Origin of the sequence: Streptomyces sp. NBC_00029 (assembly GCF_045160505.1) — a bacterium.
Lineage (GTDB): Bacteria > Actinomycetota > Actinomycetes > Streptomycetales > Streptomycetaceae > Streptomyces.
The window spans coordinates 6441375-6460228 of record NZ_CP108292.1; the positions used below are offsets into that span (position 1 = coordinate 6441375).

Annotated in this window: 18 protein-coding genes; 12 read left to right on the top strand and 6 right to left on the bottom strand. The window is 73.2% G+C overall.

What is annotated here, in order from left to right; all coding sequences use genetic code 11:
• Positions 1–178 precede the first annotated feature (178 nt).
• The 6 genes from OG753_RS30160 to OG753_RS30185 all read left to right on the top strand — a co-directional run bounded on the left by OG753_RS30160 (position 179) and on the right by OG753_RS30185 (position 4887).
• Positions 179–1087, top strand: a complete 909-nt coding sequence (locus OG753_RS30160; protein ID WP_405790858.1) for a helix-turn-helix domain-containing protein — start codon at positions 179–181, stop codon at positions 1085–1087.
• A gap of 126 nt (positions 1088–1213) precedes the next feature.
• Complete coding sequence (rimO, locus tag OG753_RS30165) at positions 1214–2716, top strand: 30S ribosomal protein S12 methylthiotransferase RimO (RefSeq protein ID WP_405790860.1); 1503 nt, start codon at positions 1214–1216, stop codon at positions 2714–2716.
• The gene (pgsA, locus tag OG753_RS30170) at positions 2713–3381 is read left to right on the top strand and encodes a CDP-diacylglycerol--glycerol-3-phosphate 3-phosphatidyltransferase (protein ID WP_405790862.1); all 669 of its coding nucleotides are present in this window, start codon (positions 2713–2715) and stop codon (positions 3379–3381) included. The genes rimO and pgsA overlap by 4 nt, the downstream gene beginning before the upstream one ends.
• Before the next feature lie 62 nt (positions 3382–3443).
• Positions 3444–3944, top strand: a complete 501-nt coding sequence (locus OG753_RS30175) for a CinA family protein (protein WP_327264753.1) — start codon at positions 3444–3446, stop codon at positions 3942–3944.
• A 109-nt stretch (positions 3945–4053) separates the two neighbouring features.
• On the top strand, positions 4054–4434 hold the full coding sequence (locus OG753_RS30180; RefSeq protein ID WP_030012484.1) for a helix-turn-helix domain-containing protein: 381 nt from the start codon (positions 4054–4056) through the stop codon (positions 4432–4434).
• Between the two features lie 144 nt (positions 4435–4578).
• A complete protein-coding gene (locus tag OG753_RS30185) occupies positions 4579–4887 on the top strand; it encodes a hypothetical protein (RefSeq protein ID WP_327264754.1) in 309 nt (102 codons plus the stop codon).
• Here OG753_RS30185 and OG753_RS30190 read toward each other — a convergent pair.
• The 4 genes from OG753_RS30190 to OG753_RS30205 all read right to left on the bottom strand — a co-directional run bounded on the left by OG753_RS30190 (position 4835) and on the right by OG753_RS30205 (position 12093).
• On the bottom strand, positions 4835–5605 hold the full coding sequence (locus tag OG753_RS30190; protein WP_327264755.1) for an SDR family NAD(P)-dependent oxidoreductase: 771 nt from the start codon (positions 5603–5605) through the stop codon (positions 4835–4837). The genes OG753_RS30185 and OG753_RS30190 overlap by 53 nt on opposite strands.
• Positions 5606–5690: 85 nt before the next feature.
• Positions 5691–6485 (bottom strand): Fpg/Nei family DNA glycosylase, encoded by a 795-nt coding sequence (locus OG753_RS30195; protein ID WP_405790865.1) that lies wholly within the window; start codon positions 6483–6485, stop codon positions 5691–5693.
• Between the two features lie 184 nt (positions 6486–6669).
• On the bottom strand, positions 6670–7347 hold the full coding sequence (locus OG753_RS30200) for a hypothetical protein (RefSeq protein ID WP_327264757.1): 678 nt from the start codon (positions 7345–7347) through the stop codon (positions 6670–6672).
• A gap of 156 nt (positions 7348–7503) precedes the next feature.
• Entirely contained in the window at positions 7504–12093 is a 4590-nt protein-coding gene (locus tag OG753_RS30205; protein WP_405790867.1) for an ATP-dependent helicase, read from the bottom strand.
• 80 nt (positions 12094–12173) lie between these two features.
• On the opposite strand from OG753_RS30205, the gene OG753_RS30210 reads away from it, so the two are divergent.
• The 4 genes from OG753_RS30210 (at position 12174) to OG753_RS30225 (ending at position 15452) form a co-directional block, all read left to right on the top strand.
• Positions 12174–13019 (top strand): AraC family transcriptional regulator, encoded by an 846-nt coding sequence (locus OG753_RS30210; protein ID WP_327264759.1) that lies wholly within the window; start codon positions 12174–12176, stop codon positions 13017–13019.
• A gap of 906 nt (positions 13020–13925) precedes the next feature.
• Positions 13926–14351 carry a DUF2716 domain-containing protein gene (locus OG753_RS30215; protein WP_405792862.1) on the top strand — a complete coding sequence of 142 codons (426 nt, stop codon included), beginning with the start codon at positions 13926–13928 and terminating at the stop codon, positions 14349–14351.
• Between the two features lie 100 nt (positions 14352–14451).
• Positions 14452–15147, top strand: a complete 696-nt coding sequence (locus OG753_RS30220; protein ID WP_327266958.1) for an AzlC family ABC transporter permease — start codon at positions 14452–14454, stop codon at positions 15145–15147.
• Positions 15144–15452: an AzlD domain-containing protein gene (locus OG753_RS30225; RefSeq protein WP_327264761.1), complete on the top strand. Its 309-nt coding sequence runs from the start codon at positions 15144–15146 to the stop codon at positions 15450–15452. The genes OG753_RS30220 and OG753_RS30225 overlap by 4 nt, the downstream gene beginning before the upstream one ends.
• On the opposite strand, the gene OG753_RS30230 is transcribed toward OG753_RS30225, so the two are convergent.
• On the bottom strand, positions 15421–16464 hold the full coding sequence (locus OG753_RS30230; RefSeq protein WP_405790870.1) for a hypothetical protein: 1044 nt from the start codon (positions 16462–16464) through the stop codon (positions 15421–15423). The genes OG753_RS30225 and OG753_RS30230 overlap by 32 nt on opposite strands.
• Before the next feature lie 81 nt (positions 16465–16545).
• Here OG753_RS30230 and OG753_RS30235 point away from each other — a divergent pair, with 81 nt between their 5' ends.
• Both OG753_RS30235 and OG753_RS30240 read left to right on the top strand, forming a co-directional pair.
• On the top strand, positions 16546–16740 hold the full coding sequence (locus OG753_RS30235; RefSeq protein ID WP_030154244.1) for a DUF3046 domain-containing protein: 195 nt from the start codon (positions 16546–16548) through the stop codon (positions 16738–16740).
• A 262-nt stretch (positions 16741–17002) separates the two neighbouring features.
• Positions 17003–18091 carry an AI-2E family transporter gene (locus OG753_RS30240; protein WP_327264763.1) on the top strand — a complete coding sequence of 363 codons (1089 nt, stop codon included), beginning with the start codon at positions 17003–17005 and terminating at the stop codon, positions 18089–18091.
• Here OG753_RS30240 and OG753_RS30245 read toward each other — a convergent pair.
• Positions 18045–18800, bottom strand: coding sequence for a Clp protease N-terminal domain-containing protein (locus OG753_RS30245; RefSeq protein ID WP_327264764.1), 756 nt, complete (start codon positions 18798–18800; stop codon positions 18045–18047). The two genes, OG753_RS30240 and OG753_RS30245, sit on opposite strands and share 47 nt — an antisense overlap.
• Between the last annotated feature and the right edge of the window lie 54 nt (positions 18801–18854).

Here is an 18854-nt window from a genome sequence, read left to right on the forward strand (position 1 = left end):
GAAGAGAGGTGGCGGCACCGCGCACGAGATCGCTCGTAGCGTCGGACCGCCGCACCGGAGAGGACCCGACTTCGCCATTCGGATGGCGTAGGAAGGGCACCCTCCGGTTGCTCCACCCTTTCGTCACCCCCCTAGACTGGACATCCAGCAGGTGGCTACACGCTCGAAAGGCGCCCACGTGTCCATCGGCAACTCCAACTCCCCCGAAGAAGAGCGGCCTTCGACCGACGACCGGTCCGAGGATCGGTCCGAGGACCGCATCGTCGAACGGCCCGTCGAAGGCCCGTCCATCGGGACGGCCCTCAAGAAGGCCCGGATCGCCGCCGGGCTCACAGTCGACGAGGTCTCCTCCACCACCCGCGTGCGCATCCCGATCGTTCACGCGATCGAAGAGGACGACTTCACGCGGTGCGGCGGCGACGTCTACGCCCGCGGTCACATCCGTACGCTCGCCCGCGCCGTGGGCCTCGATCCGGCACCCCTGGTCGAGAGCTACGACGACGCTCACGGCGGCCGGCCGGTACCCACGCCCGCCGCGCCGATGTTCGACGCCGAGCGGATCCGCCCCGAGCGGCAGCGGCCCAACTGGACCGCCGCCATGGTCGCCGCCATCGTCGCCGTGATCGGCTTCGTGGGCTTCACCGCCTTCAGCGGTGGCGACGACAAGGACAAGCGCCCGGTGGCGGAAGGTTCCGCCTCGCCCAAGCCCGCACCCAAGCAGAGCGGTGCCAAGCCGGCCGCACCGCCCCAGCAGACCCCGCAGGCACCCAAGCCGGAGCCCTCGGACAGCGCCATCGCCGCCGCGCCCAAGGACCTCGTCACCGTGGTCCTGACGGCCGACACCGGCGAGAGCTGGATCTCCGCGAAGGACTCCACCGGCCGGCTGCTCTTCGACGGCACCCTCGCCCAGGGTGAGTCCAAGACCTTCACGGACAAGGAGTCGGTCGACCTCGTGCTCGGCGACGCCGGGGCCGTGAAGCTCTTCGTGAACGGCAAGGAGATCAAGGACGACTTCCAGTCGGGTCAGGTCGAACGGCTGAAATACACCAAGGCCGACCCTCTCCAGGATCAGCCCCAAGCGGGCTGACGCCGGGCCGCCCTAGGGCGGAAGGCTTTGATCCGGATCCCCGGGGTGCTGCGCCGCACCCCGGGGATCTTGCTGTACGGGGACTTGCGGCTGGGGCCGACGCCGGGACGAAGTAGTCTTGAGTCCATGCCCGAACGCCGTACCGTCGCCCTTGTCACTCTTGGCTGCGCCCGTAACGAGGTGGACTCGGAGGAGCTCGCAGGCCGCTTGGCGGCGGATGGCTGGGAGCTCGTCGAGGACGCCGCCGATGCGGACGTAGCCGTCGTCAACACCTGCGGCTTCGTCGAAGCCGCCAAAAAGGACTCCGTAGACGCCCTCCTGGAAGCCAACGATCTCAAGGATCACGGCAAGACCCAGGCCGTCGTCGCCGTCGGCTGTATGGCCGAGCGCTACGGCAAGGAACTCGCCGAAGCGCTCCCCGAGGCCGACGGAGTCCTCGGTTTCGACGACTACGCCGACATCTCCGACCGCCTCCAGACCATCCTCAACGGCGGCATCCACGCCTCCCACACCCCGCGTGACCGGCGCAAGCTGCTGCCGATCAGCCCGGCCGACCGCCAGGCCACCGAGGTCTCCCTGCCGGGCCACGCCCAGTCGGCGCTCGCCGAGGAGCCGACCGAGGCCCCCGCCGACCTGCCGGACGGGCTCGCGCCCGCCTCGGGGCCGCGCGCGCCCCTGCGCCGCCGCCTGGACAAGAGCCCCGTCGCCTCGGTGAAGCTCGCCTCCGGCTGCGACCGGCGCTGCTCCTTCTGCGCCATCCCGTCCTTCCGCGGCTCCTTCATCTCGCGCCGCCCCAGCGACGTGCTGGGCGAGACCCGCTGGCTGGCCGAGCAGGGCGTCAAGGAGGTCATGCTGGTCTCCGAGAACAACACCTCGTACGGCAAGGACCTGGGCGACATCCGGCTGCTGGAGACCCTCCTGCCGGAGCTGGCCGAGGTGGACGGCATCGAGCGCGTCCGCGTCAGCTACCTGCAGCCCGCCGAGATGCGGCCCGGCCTGATCGACGTACTCACCTCGACCCCCAAGGTCGTGCCGTACTTCGACCTGTCCTTCCAGCACTCGGCCCCCGACGTGCTGCGCTCCATGCGCCGCTTCGGTGACACCGACCGCTTCCTGGAGCTGCTGGACACCATCCGCTCCAAGGCCCCGACGGCCGGCGTCCGCTCCAACTTCATCGTCGGCTTCCCCGGCGAGAAGGAGTCGGACTTCGCAGAGCTGGAGCGTTTCCTCACCCACGCGCGCCTCGACGCCATCGGCGTCTTCGGCTACTCCGACGAGGACGGCACCGAGGCCGTCACCTACGAGAACAAGCTGGACGAGGACACCATCGCCGAGCGGCTCGCACACATGCAGCGGCTCGCCGAGGAGCTCACCTCGCAGCGTGCCGAGGAGCGCATCGGGGAGACCCTGGAAGTGCTCGTCGAGACCGTGGAAGCGGTTGACGAGGACGGCGAGGGCGCCTACGGGCGCGCCGCACACCAGGCGCCCGAAACAGACGGCCAGGTGGTCTTCACGGACAGCACGGGCCTGGTCCCGGGGCGTATCGTCACGGCAAAGGTGGTCGGCACCCTCGGTGTGGACCTGGTGGCCGAGCCGCTCGGCATGGATCTTGAGGAGGCGGCCGGATGACCGGAGTCCCGGCATCTGCGGCGGGCGGGACCGGCCGTCGGCCCGTACCCGGCGCGAAGCTGGGGGCCGCGGCGGTCAATCAGGCCAGCCTGTGGAACATCGCCAACATCCTGACGATGATCCGGCTCGTGCTGGTGCCGGGCTTCGTCTTCCTGCTGCTCACCGAGGGCGGCTACGACCCGGCCTGGCGGGCCTGGGCCTGGGCGGCGTTCGCCGTCGCCATGATCACGGACATCTTCGACGGGCATCTGGCCCGCACGTACAACCTGGTCACGGACTTCGGCAAGATCGCCGACCCCATCGCCGACAAGGCGATCATGGGGTCGGCGCTGATCTGTCTCTCCTGGCTCGGTGACCTCCCGTGGTGGGTGACCGGGGTGATCCTCGGCCGGGAGCTCGGGATCACGCTGCTCCGCTTCTGGGTCATCCGCTACGGCGTGATTCCGGCCAGCCGCGGCGGCAAGATGAAGACCCTGGCGCAGGGCACGGCCGTGGGCATGTACGTCCTCGCGCTCACCGGGGCGCTGGCGACCATGCGCTTCTGGGTGATGGCGCTCGCCGTCGTGCTGACCGTCGTCACCGGTTTGGACTACATCCGGCAGGCCGTCGTGCTGCGCCGCCAGGGTCTCGCCGCGGAGCGGGGCGCGGAGCGGGCCGCGAAGTGACCGACGCGGCGGGGGATCCTCCGGCGGCGGGAGCCGGTTCCGGAGCGGCGGGAGCGACGGGAGTGGCTGCGGATGCGCTGCGGCTGCTCGCGGAGAGTGACCAGACCCTCGCCGTGGCGGAATCCCTGACCGGCGGCATGGTCGCCGCCGAGCTCACGGCCGTTCCCGGCGCCTCCCGGTCCTTCCGAGGCTCGGTCACTGCGTACGCGACGGAGATCAAGCACCTGGTCCTCGGGGTGGACGCGGGGCTGCTGGAGGCCGAAGGCGCGGTGAACGCGCAGGTCGCGGCCGAGATGGCGGCCGGCGTACGACGGGTGATGGGCGCTTCGTGGGGAATAGCGACCACCGGGGTGGCCGGTCCGGAGCCGCAGGACGGGCAGCCGGTGGGCACCGTTTTCGTCGCTGTGGACGGTCCGGGGGGCAGGAAAACGGTCCGTCTGAGGTTGAAAGGCTCCCGGGCGGAAATCCGTAGGGAGAGTGCACGCACAGTGCTCAGGCTTCTCTCGGACCAACTCCGCGGGAATGCGCGGGGGCAGGATACGGAACAGAACGGGGGGATTTGATGTTTGCAGCCCTGAGTGAACACGACATCGCTCCCCGCACGGCCGCGGCGCGAGGCGGTACGGTGGGGCGTGAAGGATGCGGCTACACGGTCAGAGGAGGGAGCCACCGATGATTCTGCTCCGTCGCCTGCTGGGTGACGTGCTGCGTCGGCAGCGCCAGCGCCAGGGCCGTACTCTGCGCGAAGTCTCCTCGTCGGCCCGAGTTTCTCTCGGCTATCTCTCCGAGGTGGAGCGGGGGCAGAAGGAGGCATCCTCCGAGCTGCTCTCCGCGATCTGCGACGCGTTGGACGTACGGATGTCCGAGCTGATGCGCGAAGTCAGTGACGAACTGTCGCTGGCCGAGCTGGCACAGTCGGCCGCGGCAAGCGAACCGGTGAGTGTGCCGGTCCGCCCGATGCTCAATTCGGTCTCCATGGCTTCGGTCACGGGTGGGCCGGAGCGGGTGACCATCAAGGCGCCTGCGGAAGCGGTGAATGTCGTAGCCGCGTGAGCGAGCACGTGCGTGTTTGAGCGTGGCCGGAGCCCCGGCCGGTGCCTTGTGCACCGGCCGGGGCTCCCGGCCGTTCTGGGTGCGGTGGCGGGAGGGGTGCGGGAGGATGGGGGCCGTCCGGGTTCCGGCCCCAGGGAGGTAGCCGTGCGGCGGTTGCTGCGCATACCTGCGGTGTCGGCCCTCGCGTTCACGGTGGGGGCGCTGTGGTGGTGGGCCGTGCTGCGGCTGGTGCTGGTGCCCGAGGAGTCGGGGGCCGTGGAGGGCGCGGTGGCGGTGGGCGGCTGGGGGCTGGGGCTCCTGCCGGTGCACTGCGTGCCGGGCCCGGTGCGCAGGGCGAAGGCGCGCCGGGAGGCGCTGTCGGCGGCGGGTGGGGCCGATGCGGGGAACGGGGCCGACGGGGCTACCAGGGCATGGACACCCCACCGTTCGGGCGAAGGATCTGACCCGTCATGAAGGACGAGGCGTCCGAGGCGAGGTAGAGCACCGCCCGGGCGATGTCCTCGGGCTCGCCGACCCGGCGCAGCGGGGACATGCGGACCATGGCCGCCTCGGTCTGTTCCTGGACCTCGGGGCTGTGGCGGCCGGTCATCGGGGTGCGGATCCAGCCCGGGGCGACGGCGTTGACGCGTATGCCGTGCGGGCCCGCCTCGGTGGCGAGGGTCTTGGTGAGCTGGACGACGGCGGCCTTGGCGGCGCTGTAGCAGAGCAGGCCGGGCTGGGCGGCGTCCACGGCCCCCGAAGCCATGGTGACGATCGAACCGGCACGGCCTGCAGCGATCATGGAGCGGGCGGCTTCCTGGCAGGTGCGCAGCACCCCCTTGAAGTTGATGTCCAGGATCCGGTCGAGGTCCTCGTCGGACGTCTCCAGGACGCTGCTCGTGTGCATGACCCCGGCGATGGCGGCCGTGATGTCCAGCGGGCCGGCCGCGGTGACGGCGGCACGGAGCGCGGCCCGGTCGGTGACGTCGAGGGGGTGTACGGTCGCGGCGCCGCCGGCCTTGGCGACGAGGGCGGCCGTATCGGCGAGTCCCTGCTCGTCGCGGTCCGCGCAGTGCACGTGCGCGCCCGCCTCGGCGAGGAGGACGGCGGTGGCGCGGCCGATGCCGCTGGCCGCGCCGGTGATCAGGGCGGTGCGGCCGGTGAGGCCGTACGGGGCTGTGGGTGTGGGCATGCGGGGACCGTACGACCGTATCTGACGGACCGTCAATCGGTGTGCACCGGTGCTTCCCAGGTGCTTCCTGCGGCCCGGACGCGTCCTACGGGGTCGGGCCCGACTGGCAGCGGGGGCACCAGTAGGTGGGGCGGTCGTCCTGGGGAGCCTCCCGGACGGGGGTGCCGCAGCGCAGGCAGGGGCGGTGCGCGCGGCCGTAGACGAAGAGGTCCTGGCCGGGGCGGCGGCTGCCGGTCGTGTTGCGGGGACCCGGCCGCTCGCCGGTGTTCGCGGCCAGCAGGCGGTGGGCTGCGGAGGCCAGCCGGGGGAGTGTCGACTCGGGGAGCGCGCCGACCGGGGTCCACGGCGTGACCTGGGCCAGGAAGCAGAGCTCGGCCTTGTAGATGTTGCCGATCCCGGCGAGGTTGCGCTGGTCGAGCAGCGCCTCGCCGAGGGACCGCTCGGGGGCGGCGAGGAGGTTGGCGGCGGCGAGGGCGGGATCCCAGTCCGGTCCGAGGAGATCGGGGCCGAGGTGGCCCACGGCGCGGTCCTCCTCGGCGGTCCGGATCAGCTCGAGGACGGGGAGGCGGTAGCCGACGGCCGTGTGGTCGGCCGTGCCGAGGACGGCCCGGATCTCGTGGGCGGGGCCGCCGCGCCACTTCTCGCCGGGGGCGAAGACGTGCCAGGCACCGTCCATGCGGAGGTGGCTGTGGAGCGTGAGGCCGCCCTCGAAGCGGGCGAGGAGGTGTTTGCCGCGGGGGGTGACGTCGAGGGTGGTGCGGCCGGTGAGGTCGGCGGTGGCGAAGCGGGGGACGCGGAGGTCGCTGCGGGTGAGCGGGCGGCCTGCCAGGGCGGCGTGGAGCCGGGTCGCCGCGCGCCGGATGCTGTCGCCTTCGGGCATGGGCCCATTGTCCTCTGCCGTGGCCCGATCGGGCGTGAGCGGGCCTGAGCGGGCCGGGTGGTGCGGGAGCCCGGCGGAGCCCGCGTCCGGCGGTTCAGGCGAACGGCGAGGGCCCCCGCGGCGAGGTGCAGCCGCAGGGGCCCTTCGGGTCAGGGCGGTGAAGAGGGGCCGCGTGGGCCGCTCATCACTTCCAGACGAGCCCCTTGTTCGGGTAGTTGTAGGGGTTGCCCCAGTACTCGGCGGCGGTGACCTTCGTCTGGGCCGACGGGGCGAGGGCCACGGCGCAGCTGGTCTGCGTCTGGCCGTTGGTGAAGCCCTTCGGCAGCGCCTCGTTCGGGCACTTGTCGAACTTGCCGATGATCGAGACGCGCTGGGCCTCGGTGCCGTCCGCGAGCAGGCCCTTGACCTGGGTCACGGAGGAGTGCGACAGGTCCGTGGTGCCGGTGTTCTTGACCGAGTAGCGGATGTAGTACGGAATCATCCCCTTCACCTTGTCGCCGAGCTTGAGCGTGTCCAGGTCGGCGGGGTTGCCCTGCTCGATCGCGGTGACGGTGAGGGCGATCTGGCCGCCCTTGTTGCTGCCGTAGCTGAACGGCATCTCCGCGGCCTCGCCGATCTTGAACGTCTGGCCGGACTTCGCCGTGCCGTTCGCACCGGGGGCCTCGCTGCCGCCGGCGCCGGGGGCGGCCGATTCGGACGGGGCGGCGGGCGAGGCGGACGGGGCGGCGGCCGAGGTGGCACCGCCCGGCTGCGCGGGGGCCAGCTCCTCGTTGCCGTTCTTGCAGCCCGTCAGGGCCAGGGTTCCGGCGACGGCCAGGCCGACCGCACCGAGGGTGGTGGAACGCATGCTGATGGTGCTCACTCTTCTTCTCCCCCATGACTGTGCATCGCCAATGCAATGCCTGTGATCATCTTGATAAGGGATGAATAAGCGCCACTTCCAGCTCAGGGGTGGCTCAGGACGGTTCTGTGACATGTCCAGGACGTGAGCGGAACAGTCGGCGCCGTTTTGCAGCCATCAGGAACGCAAGCGCAAACCCCTCGGCGTCGCGTGGAAACCGGCCGCCTCCAGGGTCCGTCCCAGCGGAGAGGTCAGGGCCGCGGCCGCATTGATGCGCTCCACCGTGAGGGCCGGGAGCGTGCCCGCGCGCGAGGCCGCGGCCAGGGCGGCCGTGGCCGCCGTGAGCCGGGGGTCCTCCGGCGGGGGCCAGGCCAGCAGGGTCTTGCCGCCGCGCTCCAGGTAGAGGGTCAGTTCCCCGTCGACCAGGACGACGAGGGAGCCCGCCTTGCGGCCCGGCTTGTGGGTGGCCCCGGCCGGGGGTTCGGGCCAGGGCAGGGCCGCGCCGTACGCGTTCGCCGGGTCGGCGGCCGCCAGGACCACCGCCGCCAGCGGGGGCGGGGTCCGCTCGGCGGCCCGGAGGCGGTCCACCGCGCCGTCCATCGCGAACTGGGCCGCGCCCAGCCCCTCGACCACATAGCCCCGGCGGGCCTGGCCGCTGTCCTCGAAGGCCGCCAGGACGCGGTAGACCGCGCTGAAGCCGCCCTCCACGCCTTCCGCGGCCACCGCTCCGCGGGTCACCACCCCGTGCCGGTCCAGCAGGGTGCGGGCCAGGGCGTGGGCCCGGTGGGTCGGGTCGGGGGCCGCGCCCGGAAGGAGCGACCAGCGCCCGGAGACCGTGGGCGGCCCGGTACGGGACACGGTCGCGCTGAGCGTGCCGTACCGGCCGCGGGGGACCGTACGCCGGGCCCGGTGCGCCGTCGAGCCCGCCGTGCGGCCCGAGCCGAGCAGGGAGCGCAACGGGCCCAGGGTGTCGTTGGTGAGCCGGCCCGACCAGGCAAGGTCCCACACCGCCTCGGAGAGCGCGATGTCGGACACCTCGGGGAACTCGCCCCGGATCGACTGCGCGATCTGCCGGAAGAACAGGCCGTACCCGCCCGCGAGGGACGCCAGGACCGCCTGGTGGAGGGGGCTCTGCTCCAGCGGGTGCGGCGGGGGCAGCAGCAGCGGGGCCGCCTCCGCCAGGTAGAGGGAGATCCAGCCGTCCTTGCCGGGGAGGGCTCCCGCGCCGGCCCAGACCACCTCGCCCGCGGTGGTCAGCTCGTCCAGGAGGCCGGGGGAGTACCCGCTCACCCGGGAGGGGAGGATCAGCCGTTCCAGCGCGGAGGCCGGGACCGGGGCGCCCTGGAGCTGTTCGACCGCCCGGGCCAGGCCGTCGAGGCCGCGCAGGGCCCCGCCCAGGTGCTGCCACTGGGGCAGGAAGGTGGCCAGCGAGGTGGGCGGGACCGGTTCCAGCTCCTGGCGGAGCGCGGCGAGGGAGCGGCGGCGGAGCCTGCGCAGCACCGTCGCGTCGCACCACTCCTGCCCGATGCCCGCCGGGTGGAACTCGCCCTGCACCACCCGGCCGGCCGCGGCCAGCCGGTGCAGGGCGCCCTCGGTCACCGCCGCGCCCAGGCCGAAGCGGGCGGCGACCGCCGCCGTGGTGAAGGGCCCGTGGGTGCGGGCGTACCGGGCGAGCAGGTCGCCGAGCGGGTCCTTGACCGGTTCGGTGAACGCCTCCGGGACGCCGACGGGCAGCGCCGTGCCCAGCGCGTCCCGCAGCCGGCCCGCGTCCTCGATCGCCGCCCAGTGGTCCGTGCCGCCGATCCTGACCTGGATGGCGCGGCGGGCCGCCGTGAGCTCCTGCGCCCAGGCCGGATCGGCCCCGCGCTCGGTCAACTGGCCCGGCGTCAGCGGGCCCAGCAGGCGCAGCAGGTCGGCCACCGACTCGGGATCCTTGGCCCGCCGGTCCTCGGTGAGCCACTGGAGCTCCCGTTCCAGCTCCTCCAGCACCTGGGCGTCGAGGAGTTCGCGCAGTTCCGCCTGGCCGAGCAGCTCGGCCAGCAGCCGGGAGTCCAGCGACAGCGCGGCCGCCCTGCGCTCGGCCAGCGGCGAGTCGCCCTCGTAGAGGAACTGGGCCACATAACCGAAGAGGAGGGAACGGGCGAAGGGGGAGGGCTCCGGCGTGGTGACCTCGACGAGCCGGACACGGCGCGCCTCGATGTCACCCATCAGCTCGGTCAGTCCGGGCACGTCGAAGACGTCCTGGAGGCATTCGCGCACGGCCTCCAGCACGATCGGGAAGGAGCCGAACTCCGAGGCCACCTGCAGCAGCTGGGAGGCGCGCTGCCGCTGCTGCCACAGCGGGGTGCGCCGGCCCGGGCTGCGGCGCGGCAGCAGCAGGGCGCGGGCCGCGCACTCGCGGAAGCGGGAGGCGAACAGTGCGGAGCCGCCGACCTGGTCGGTGACGATCTGCTGGACGTCGCCGTGGTCGAAGGCCACGTCGGCCGCGCCCAGCGGGGCCTTCTCGTCGTCGAACTCGAACCCCTGCGGAGCGGCAGGATCGTGGTCCAGGAGGTCCATGGACAGCAGGTCCGCGTCGGGGAGCCGGAGCACGATCCCGTCGTCGGCGTGCATCACCTGCGCGTCCATGCCGTACTTCTCGGCGAGGCGGGCGCCCAGCGCCAGCGCCCACGGCGCGTGCACCTGCGCGCCGAAGGGGGAGTGGACCACGACCCGCCAGTCGCCCAGCTCGTCACGGAACCGCTCCACCACGATGGTCCGGTCGTCGGGGACGTGCCCGCAGGCCTCGCGCTGTTCCGCGAGGTACGCCAGGACGTTCTCGGCGGCCCAGGCGTCCAGGCCCGCCGCCAGCAGCCGCAGCCGGGCGTCCTCCTCGCCCAGGCCGCCGAGCTCGCGGAGGAACGCGCCCACCGCGCGGCCCAGTTCGAGCGGGCGGCCGAGCTGGTCGCCCTTCCAGAACGGCAGCCGCCCCGGCACCCCGGGAGCGGGGGTGACCAGGACCCGGTCGCGGGTGATGTCCTCGATCCGCCACGAGGTGGTGCCCAGCGTGAAGACATCGCCGACCCGGGACTCGTAGACCATCTCCTCGTCGAGCTCCCCGACCCGGCCGCCGCCCTTCTTCGGGTCGGAGCCCGCGAGGAAGACTCCGAAGAGACCGCGGTCGGGGATCGTGCCGCCCGAGGTGACCGCGAGGCGCTGGGCCCCCGGCCGGCCCGTGATCGTCCCTGCCACCCGGTCCCAGACCACGCGCGGCCTGAGCTCGGCGAACGCGTCCGACGGATAGCGACCGGCCAGCATGTCCAGCACCGCCGTGAACGCCGATTCGGGCAGCGCCGCGAAGGGCGCCGCCCGCCGCACCAGGGCGAGCAGGTCGTCCAGCTGCCAGGTGTCCATCGCCACCATCGCGACCAGCTGCTGCGCCAGCACGTCGAGCGGATTGGAGGGCACCCGCAGGGACTCGATCGCCCCCGTGCGCATCCGCTCGGTGACCACCGCCGCCTGCACCAGGTCGCCGCGGTACTTGGGGAAGACCACACCGGTGGAGACCGCGCCCACCTGGTGCCCGGCACGTCCCACCCGCTGCAGTCCCGAGGCCACCGACGGCGGGGACTCCACCTGCACCACCAGGTCCACCGCGCCCATGTCGATGCCCAGCTCCAGGCTGGAGGTGGCGACCACGGCGGGCAGTCGGCCCGCCTTCAGATCCTCCTCCACCAGGGCCCGCTGCTCCTTGGACACCGAGCCGTGGTGCGCGCGGGCCAGCAGCGGCGGGGCTCCCAGGGCTGCCCCCGACTGGGCCATGACCTCGGCCGGGGGCGCTCCCTCCGGCAGCTTCTCGCCCATGGCGCGCTCGTACGCGATCTCATTGAGCCGGTTGCACAGCCGCTCCGCGAGCCGGCGGGAGTTGGCGAACACGATCGTCGAGCGGTGCGCCTGCACCAGATCGGCGATCCGCTCCTCCACATGCGGCCAGATCGACGGCTTGTCCCCGCCCTCCCTGCCCTCGGTCGCGGGAGAGCCCCCCAACTCGCCCATGTCCTGCACCGGGACGACCACCGACAGGTCGAACTCCTTGGTCGACGGCGGCTGGACGATCTCCACCTTGCCGCGCGGTGCGAGGTACCGGGCCACCTCGTCCACCGGCCGGACCGTCGCCGACAGCCCGATCCTGCGCGCCGGGCGCGGCAGCAGCTCGTCCAGCCGCTCCAGGGAGAGCGCGAGATGGGCCCCGCGCTTGGTCCCCGCGACCGCGTGCACCTCGTCCAGGATCACCGTCTCGATCCCGGCGAGGGAGTCCCGGGCCGCCGAGGTCAGCATCAGGAACAGCGACTCGGGCGTGGTGATGAGGATGTCCGGCGGGCGCGTGGCCAGCGCCCGGCGCTCGGCGGGCGGGGTGTCGCCGGAGCGGATCCCCACCCGGATGTCCGGCTCGGGCAGGCCGAGGCGCACCGACTCCTGGCGGATGCCCGTCAGCGGGCTGCGGAGATTGCGCTCCACATCGACGGCCAGGGCCTTCAGGGGCGATACGTACAGCACGCGGCAGCGCTTCTTCGGCTCGGCGGGCGGCGGGACCGAGGCGAGCCGGTCGAGGGCGGCGAGGAACGCGGCCAGGGTCTTGCCGGAGCCGGTGGGGGCCACCACCAGCACGTCCGAGCCCTCCCCGATCGCGCGCCAGGCACCCTCCTGGGCGGTGGTGGGCGTGACGAAGGCCCCCGTGAACCACGAGCGGGTCGCGGGGGAGAACGAGTCGAGCGCAGCGCCTGCCATGCCCCCATCGTGCACCCGGCCACTGACAACGGGCCGGACCTGGGGAAACGCGCGCAGCGGGCGGGGCGCAGAATGGGGGGATGGGCACGGACGAGGGCGCCGCGGGCCGCCGGGAGTGGGCACGGCACTGGCAGTACGCGGAACTGCCCGGCCTCGACCTGCTGCGCGCCCACTACGTACGCCACACCTTCCCGCGCCACGCGCACGACGGGTACGTCATCGCGGCCGTCACCGGCGGCATCGAGGAGATCGGGCTCCCAGGGCACGTGGTGCGCGCCGGGCCGGGCAGCGTGGTCCTGATCAACCCCGAAGTCCCGCACACCGCGCGCGCCGGGGTGCCCGAGGGCTGGGCGTACGCCACCCTCTACCCCTCCAGTGAGCTGATCGCGGAGGTCGCCGACGAGATCGGCACCCTGCGCGGCACCCCCGGCTTCACGGCCGACATGGTCGCCGACGCCCCGGGCGCCCGGGCGATCACCGAGGTCCACCGGGCCGCCGAGGCGGGCAACGCGCTGGCCGCCGACACGCTGCTGCGGAGCGTGGTGGCCCGGATGCTGACCCGGCACGCCGGCCCGCTGCCCGCCCGTACGGTGCAGGGCGCGGGCGGCGCCGACGCGGCGGCGGCGCGGGCCGTACTGCAGGAGAGGATGGCAGACCCGCCGTCGCTGGAGCAGCTCGCGGCGGAGCTGGGAACGAGCCCCTTCGCCCTGCTGCGGGCCTTCCGCGAGCGGTACGGGATGCCGCCGCACACCTGGCTGACCGACGCCCGGGTCCGCCGGGCGCGCCGGCTCCTCGACGCCGGCACGGCGCCGGCGGAGGCGGCCGTCACCGTCGGCTTCACCGACCAGCCGCACCTGAACCGGCACTTCACACGCATCGTGGGCGTGCCGCCGGGCGCGTACCGGCGGGAGCGGGCGGCCGGTTAGGGTCTCCGTCGAGGATCTTGGCCAGGGAGGGCGTACGGATGGACCGGCTGGAGCGGGCCCGGGTGCTGGGGGCGTACACGGCACAGGTGCGGGGGCGGGGGCCCCGGTGGCCGCCGACCGGAGCCGTGGTGGAGCTGGACGGTCCCCTCGTGCGGACCCACTGCGGCACGCACGGGACCGTCGGCCACGGGCCGCTGACGGACATCCCGCGCGCCGGGATCGCGGAGCTGGTGGGGCGCGGGACGGACGCCTTCGCCGCGCGCGGTGAGCCCGTGCGGTGGAAGGTCCACGGTCACGATCCGGGCGCCCTGGCCGCCGAACTGACGGCCGCCGGGTTCACGGCCGGTCCGGAACGCTCGCTGCTGGTGGCCGAGTTCGCCCGGCTGGAACCCCTCACAGCCCTGGAGCGGGGCCGGGCGCCCCGGGCCGGGGTGCACAGCCTGATCAGCAGCGGCTCGGGTTCCCCCTGGTGGGAGGCGGCCCGGGCCCTGGCCGAGGCCCCCGGTCCGCACGCCGAACCGCACGCCGAGCCGCTCGCCGACTTCGAGGCCGACGGCGGGCCGGTGTGGAAGGAGCGGGACGCGGCGGTGCTCCTCGAGGACGGCCGTGTCATCGCCGCGGGCTGGGCGGAGGTGCCCCGGGGCACCGACTTCCTCGTGATCGGCGGTGTGACGGGCCCGCACGCGGAGTTCCCCAGGGCCTGGCGCGAGCTGGTGACGCCGCCGGAGCACTACCACCGCAGCCTGCATCGGCCCGTGCCCTATTGCGTCGCCGAGGCGGCGGGAGAGCTCCGGACGGCCCTGCTCGCGGCCGGTTTCGCCGAGCTGACCACCGTACGCACCCATCACTGGGCCCCGCCCACGGTCCCGGCCGGTCGCCCTGCTCGACCCGCGGTGCGAGGACCGGCTGTGGGACCGGGTGGAACGCGAGTACGGCTTCCAGCCCAGAATCGAGCGGTTCTGCGCGTTCGAGGGCCCGGCCGCCGGTGCCACGTGGCGGCTCGACCGCGCGCTCGCCGACGAGCTGGAACGGATCGTGCGCCCGGCGCTGCAGGCGGTCACCCGCCCCGGCGAGCGGCTGGCCTGGCTCGACTGGAACCACACCTGCTACGACTTCGACCCCCACCGGGTGGGCGGGCCCGGCGAGCCGGACTGGCCGGGCGAGGCGTACCCGAACGGCGACTACCACCTCTTCCTCGACCACGACCTGCGCTTCGGCACCTTCGGTCACCCCTGGGAGGAGACCCTCACCGTCTTCGGGGCCGATCTGCTGGCCGCCGTCGGGGGAGGGCTGACCGCGCTGCTCGGCGAGCCGCTGCGGCGCACCGGATGAGGACCCGCTGGGGAGAGGCCGCGACGTGCGCGCAAGAACGTACAAGACCGGGCCGCCCCGACCTGCGTAGTTTCGGGGCGTGGGAGAACATCAAGCAGTGATGCAGGAGACCCCCGAGGGGGTCGCCGGGGGACGGCCGCGCGCCGCTGTCGTGCGCGACGCGCTCGGGGTCGGGGTGGCCGTCGGGCTGTCCGGGTTCGCATTCGGGGTGACCGCCGCCGGGGCCGGCGTCAGCACCCTGCAGGCCTGCGTGCTGAGCCTGCTCGTCTTCACCGGCGCCTCGCAGTTCGCCCTGGTCGGGGCGCTGGCGGCGGGCGGGAACCCGTTCACCGCCGCCGCCGGGGCCTTCTTCCTCGGCACCCGCAACGCCTTCTACGGGCTGCGGCTGTCGCAGCTGCTCAAGCTGCCCCGCGCCGTGCGGCCGCTCGCCGCGCACTGGGTGATCGACGAGACCACCGCCGTCGCCCTGGCCCAGCCCGACCGCAAGTCGGCCCGCCTCGGCTTCACCGTCACCGGGCTCACCCTCTACGCGCTGTGGAACCTCACCACCCTGCTCGGCGCCCTCGGCGCCGAGGCCATCGGGGACACCAACGCGTGGGGGCTGGACGCCGCCGGGCCCGCCGTGTTCCTGGCCCTGCTGGCGCCGATGCTGAAGACCTCCACCGAGCGGGCCGTCGCCGCCCTCGCGCTCGTCCTCGGGCTCGGCTTCCTGCCCGTGCTGCCCGCCGGAGTGCCCGTGCTGATCGCCGCTCTGGCCGCCCCCGTCGTGCTGTGGATGAAGGGACGCCGCCCGTGAACGTCTGGATCGCCATCGGACTGACCGTCCTCGGCTGCTACGCCGTCAAGCTCGCCGGGCTGCTCGTTCCCGCCGGGGCCCTGGAGCGGCCGCTCGTACGCCGCCTGGCCGCCCTGCTGCCGGTCGCCCTGCTCGCCGCGCTCACCGCCCAGCAGACCTTCAGCACCGGGTCCGCCCTCGTCGTCGACGCCCGCGCCGCCGGACTCGCGGCCGCCGGGCTGGCCCTGCTGCTGCGCGCCCCGTTCCTCGTCGTGGTCGCCGCCGCCGTCGTCGTCACCGCGGGGGTACGGGCCCTGGGGGGCTGACCCCGTCCGGCGAGCGCCCGTCCGGCAGGCGCCCGTAGGCCCGCAGGGTGAGCAGGGCCTCCAGGGTGGCGATCGGCCGCCGCTCCAGCGAGCTGCCCGGCGCCCAGGCCCGCCGGCGCACCGGCCAGCCGCCGTCCGGCTGCTGCTCGGAGGACAGGAAGTCCAGCGAGCGGCGCAGCTCCGCGTCGGTGAACCAGCCGCGGGCCAGCGACTCCGGCCGCCGCGCGAAGTCGTGCGGGTGGAGCCGCTCGCCCGGGGCGTAGCCGGGGGCCTCCGGGTACTCCGCCCGCCGCACCGGATCGAGCACGACGAGTCGCTGCTCGCGCACCAGCCGGCCCAGCCGGTCCGCGGCCGCCGCCGCGCGCGCCCGGTCGGGGATGCCGTCGAGGAAGGCCACCGCGCTCTGGACCTCGTACGGATGCGTGTGGCGCAGGTTCTCGACCCGGTCCCAGCAGAAGTCCGTGGCCCGGAAGAGCCAGGCGTGCCAGACCCGGTTGCGGTGCAGCGCGCCGACGACCGGGCCCGTGGTCAGCAGCTCGCCCGGCGGGTCGTCGTGCATCGGGTGATAGGGGGCGGCGGGATAGTCGCGGGGCCCCGGGAAGACCACCGGAAGCGCGCCGTCCGTGGTGGAGACCCCGGTCAGGTGGCGGCAGAGCCGCTCGATGCGCTGTCCGGAACAGCGGCCGAGGCTGTCCAGCACGCGCAGCGCGTGGGCGGTGTGCAGGGGCTGGCTGAGCGGACCGCGGAGATCCGGATCGAGTGCGTGACCGTAGCCCCCGTCCGGGTTGAGGTACGAACCGAGGGCCGTGTCCACCGGGTCGGCGGCCCCGCCGAGGAAGTGGAACGCGAACCGTCGCTGCTCCAGCACGCGGGCCGTGAGCCAGATGAACCTCTCGGCGCGGGCCAGTGGGTCCTGCGGTGGCCGGGCGGCCTGCGGTGTCTGCGGTGTCCGCGACGGCTGTGATGTTTGTGATGTCTGCGGGGTCTGCGGGGAAGCTTCGTCTCCGGGCATGGCTGCAACGTAGGACGCCGCGGTGCGGCCAGGAGGGCCGAACGCGGGCGGTGCACTCTCCCGGGGCGGGATACTGGGGGCATGCGGTTGACGATTTTCTGGGAACGGATGGCGGAGCACTTCGGTGCGGGCTACGCCGACTCCTTCGCGCGGGACCACGTCATGACGGAGCTGGGCGGGCGCACCGTCCACCAGGCGCTGGACGCGGGCTGGGAGGCCAAGGACGTCTGGCGCGCGGTGTGTTCGGCGATGGACGTGCCGGCGTCGCTGCGCTGACGGAGGGCCGGTCCGGAGCGCTGCCGTCCGGCGGCTTCGCGGTACGGGGCGGCCGTGGGACAGACTGGGCGCCGTGGCAGCCAGCGAAGAGACGAACGATCAGCCCGCGGACGCACAGGGAGTGACACCGCCGGGACAGCCGGGGCGACCGGGACGGCCCGCGACGCAGCCGTTGCGGGCGGAGGATTCGGGACCGGCGGAACCGCCGCTGCTCCCCGGTCCGCGGCGGCCCGGTGCGGCCCCCGCCGAGGACGATGCGCGCATGCCGCGCTGGCTGCCGCGCGCAGTGATCCTCGTACTGGCCCTCGTCGCCTGTTTCCAGCTCGGCAGCTGGGCCTTCCACCAGCTGATCGGCCTGCTGGTCAACATCCTGATCGCGTTCTTCCTCGCGCTCGCTATCGAACCCGCAGTGGCGAGGATGGCGGCCCGCGGCGTGCGCCGGGGGCTCGCCACCTTCCTGGTGTTCCTCGCGGTCTTCGTCGCGGTCGCCGGCTTCCTCGCCCTGCTCGGCTCCATACTCGCCGGGCAGATCGTCGCCATGGTGGAAGGCTTCCCCGGCTACCTCGACCGGGTGATCCACTCGATCAACGACACCTTCCGCACCGACCTGTCGCGGCTGGAGATCCAGGAGAGCCTGCTGCGCTCCGACTGGCTGCGCAAGTACGTGCAGAACAGTGCGACCGGCGTGCTCGACGTGTCCGCCACCGTGCTCGGCGGACTCTTCAAACTGCTGACGATCGGGCTGTTCTCCTTCTACTTCGCCGCCGACGGACCGCGGCTGCGGCGCGCCCTGTGCTCCGTACTGCCGCCCGCCAAGCAGGCCGAGGTACTGCGCGCCTGGGAGATCGCCGTCGCCAAGACGGGCGGCTACCTCTACTCGCGCGGGCTGATGGCGCTGATCTCCGGGGTCGCGCACTACATCGTGCTGGCGGTGCTCGGCGTGCCGTACGCGCCCGCGCTCGCGGTGTGGGTGGGGCTGGTCTCCCAGTTCATCCCCACCATCGGCACCTATCTGGCGGGCGCGCTGCCGATGCTGCTCGCCTTCACCGTCAACCCCTGGTACGCGCTGTACGTACTGGGCTTCGTGGTGATCTACCAGCAGTTCGAGAACTACGTCCTCCAGCCCAAGCTGACCTCGAAGACCGTGGACATCCACCCGGCGGTGGCCTTCGGATCGGTCGTCGCGGGCACCGCCCTGCTCGGCGCGGTCGGGGCGCTCATCGCGATTCCGGCCATCGCCACCCTGCAGTCCTTCCTCGGCGCGTACGTCAAGCGGTACGAGCTGACGCAGGACGCGGATTCCTCTACTGCTCGTCCGCGACGACGCGTACGACTGCCAGGGCTTCGCTGACGGTCGCCTCGACGCCGGCCTTGTCCAGGCCGAGGCCGTGCAGCGGGCCCTCACCGTTCTCCAGCTCCAGGAGCGCGAGCAGGATGTGCTCCGTACCGACGAAGTCGTGGCCCAGGCGCAGGGCCTCGCGGAAGGTGAGCTCCAGGGCCTTCTTCGCGGACGCGTCGAAGGGGATCAGGTCGGGGACCTCCGCCAGGGGCGGCGGCAGCAGGGCCGTCACGGCGGCGCGTACGTCGTCCGCAGCGACCCCGTGGGTGCGCAGGGCGTACCCCGAGAGGCCCTCGGACTCGGCGAGGAGGCCCAGGACCAGGTGCTCGGTGCGGATCTCGGCGCCGCCGGCGGCGCGGGCCTCGTTCTGTGCGGTCATGACGACGTTGCGGGCGCGCGGGGTGAACCGGCCGAAGCCCGCGCTGGGGTCCAGAGCGCCGTCGCCCTCCTTGTCGGCCTTGGGGACGAAGCGCTTCTGGGCGGCCTGGCGGGTGACGCCCATGCTCCGGCCGATGTCGGTCCAGGAGGCCCCGGAGCGGCGGGCCTGGTCGACGAAGTGACCGATGAGGTGGTCGGCCACGTCGCCGAGGTGCTCGGCGGCGACGACGGCGTCGCTGAGCTGCTCCAGGGAGTCGGTGTGGACCTTCTTGATGGCCTCGATCAGGTCGTCGAGGCGTACCGGATTGGTCATGCGAACGGGTTCCACTGAAGGGTTCGTCATAGGTGAAACCGTAGGTTGACACTTCGAGGAGTGTCAACCCTGGGTTGTCACCAG

Bases quoted from the DNA above. Each gene is read 5' to 3' on its own strand.
- rimO (WP_405790860.1), top strand. From the start codon at position 1,214: ATGCCCGAACGCCGTACCGTCGCCCTTGTCACTCTTGGCTGCGCCCGT.
- pgsA (WP_405790862.1), top strand. From the start codon at position 2,713: ATGACCGGAGTCCCGGCATCTGCGGCGGGCGGGACCGGCCGTCGGCCC.
- OG753_RS30180 (WP_030012484.1), top strand. From the start codon at position 4,054: ATGATTCTGCTCCGTCGCCTGCTGGGTGACGTGCTGCGTCGGCAGCGC.
- OG753_RS30190 (WP_327264755.1), bottom strand. From the start codon at position 5,605: ATGCCCACACCCACAGCCCCGTACGGCCTCACCGGCCGCACCGCCCTG.
- OG753_RS30195 (WP_405790865.1), bottom strand. From the start codon at position 6,485: ATGCCCGAAGGCGACAGCATCCGGCGCGCGGCGACCCGGCTCCACGCC.
- OG753_RS30205 (WP_405790867.1), bottom strand. From the start codon at position 12,093: ATGGCAGGCGCTGCGCTCGACTCGTTCTCCCCCGCGACCCGCTCGTGG.
- OG753_RS30210 (WP_327264759.1), top strand. From the start codon at position 12,174: ATGGGCACGGACGAGGGCGCCGCGGGCCGCCGGGAGTGGGCACGGCAC.
- OG753_RS30220 (WP_327266958.1), top strand. From the start codon at position 14,452: ATGCAGGAGACCCCCGAGGGGGTCGCCGGGGGACGGCCGCGCGCCGCT.
- OG753_RS30230 (WP_405790870.1), bottom strand. From the start codon at position 16,464: ATGCCCGGAGACGAAGCTTCCCCGCAGACCCCGCAGACATCACAAACA.
- OG753_RS30235 (WP_030154244.1), top strand. From the start codon at position 16,546: ATGCGGTTGACGATTTTCTGGGAACGGATGGCGGAGCACTTCGGTGCG.
- OG753_RS30240 (WP_327264763.1), top strand. From the start codon at position 17,003: ATGCCGCGCTGGCTGCCGCGCGCAGTGATCCTCGTACTGGCCCTCGTC.
- OG753_RS30245 (WP_327264764.1), bottom strand. From the start codon at position 18,800: ATGACGAACCCTTCAGTGGAACCCGTTCGCATGACCAATCCGGTACGC.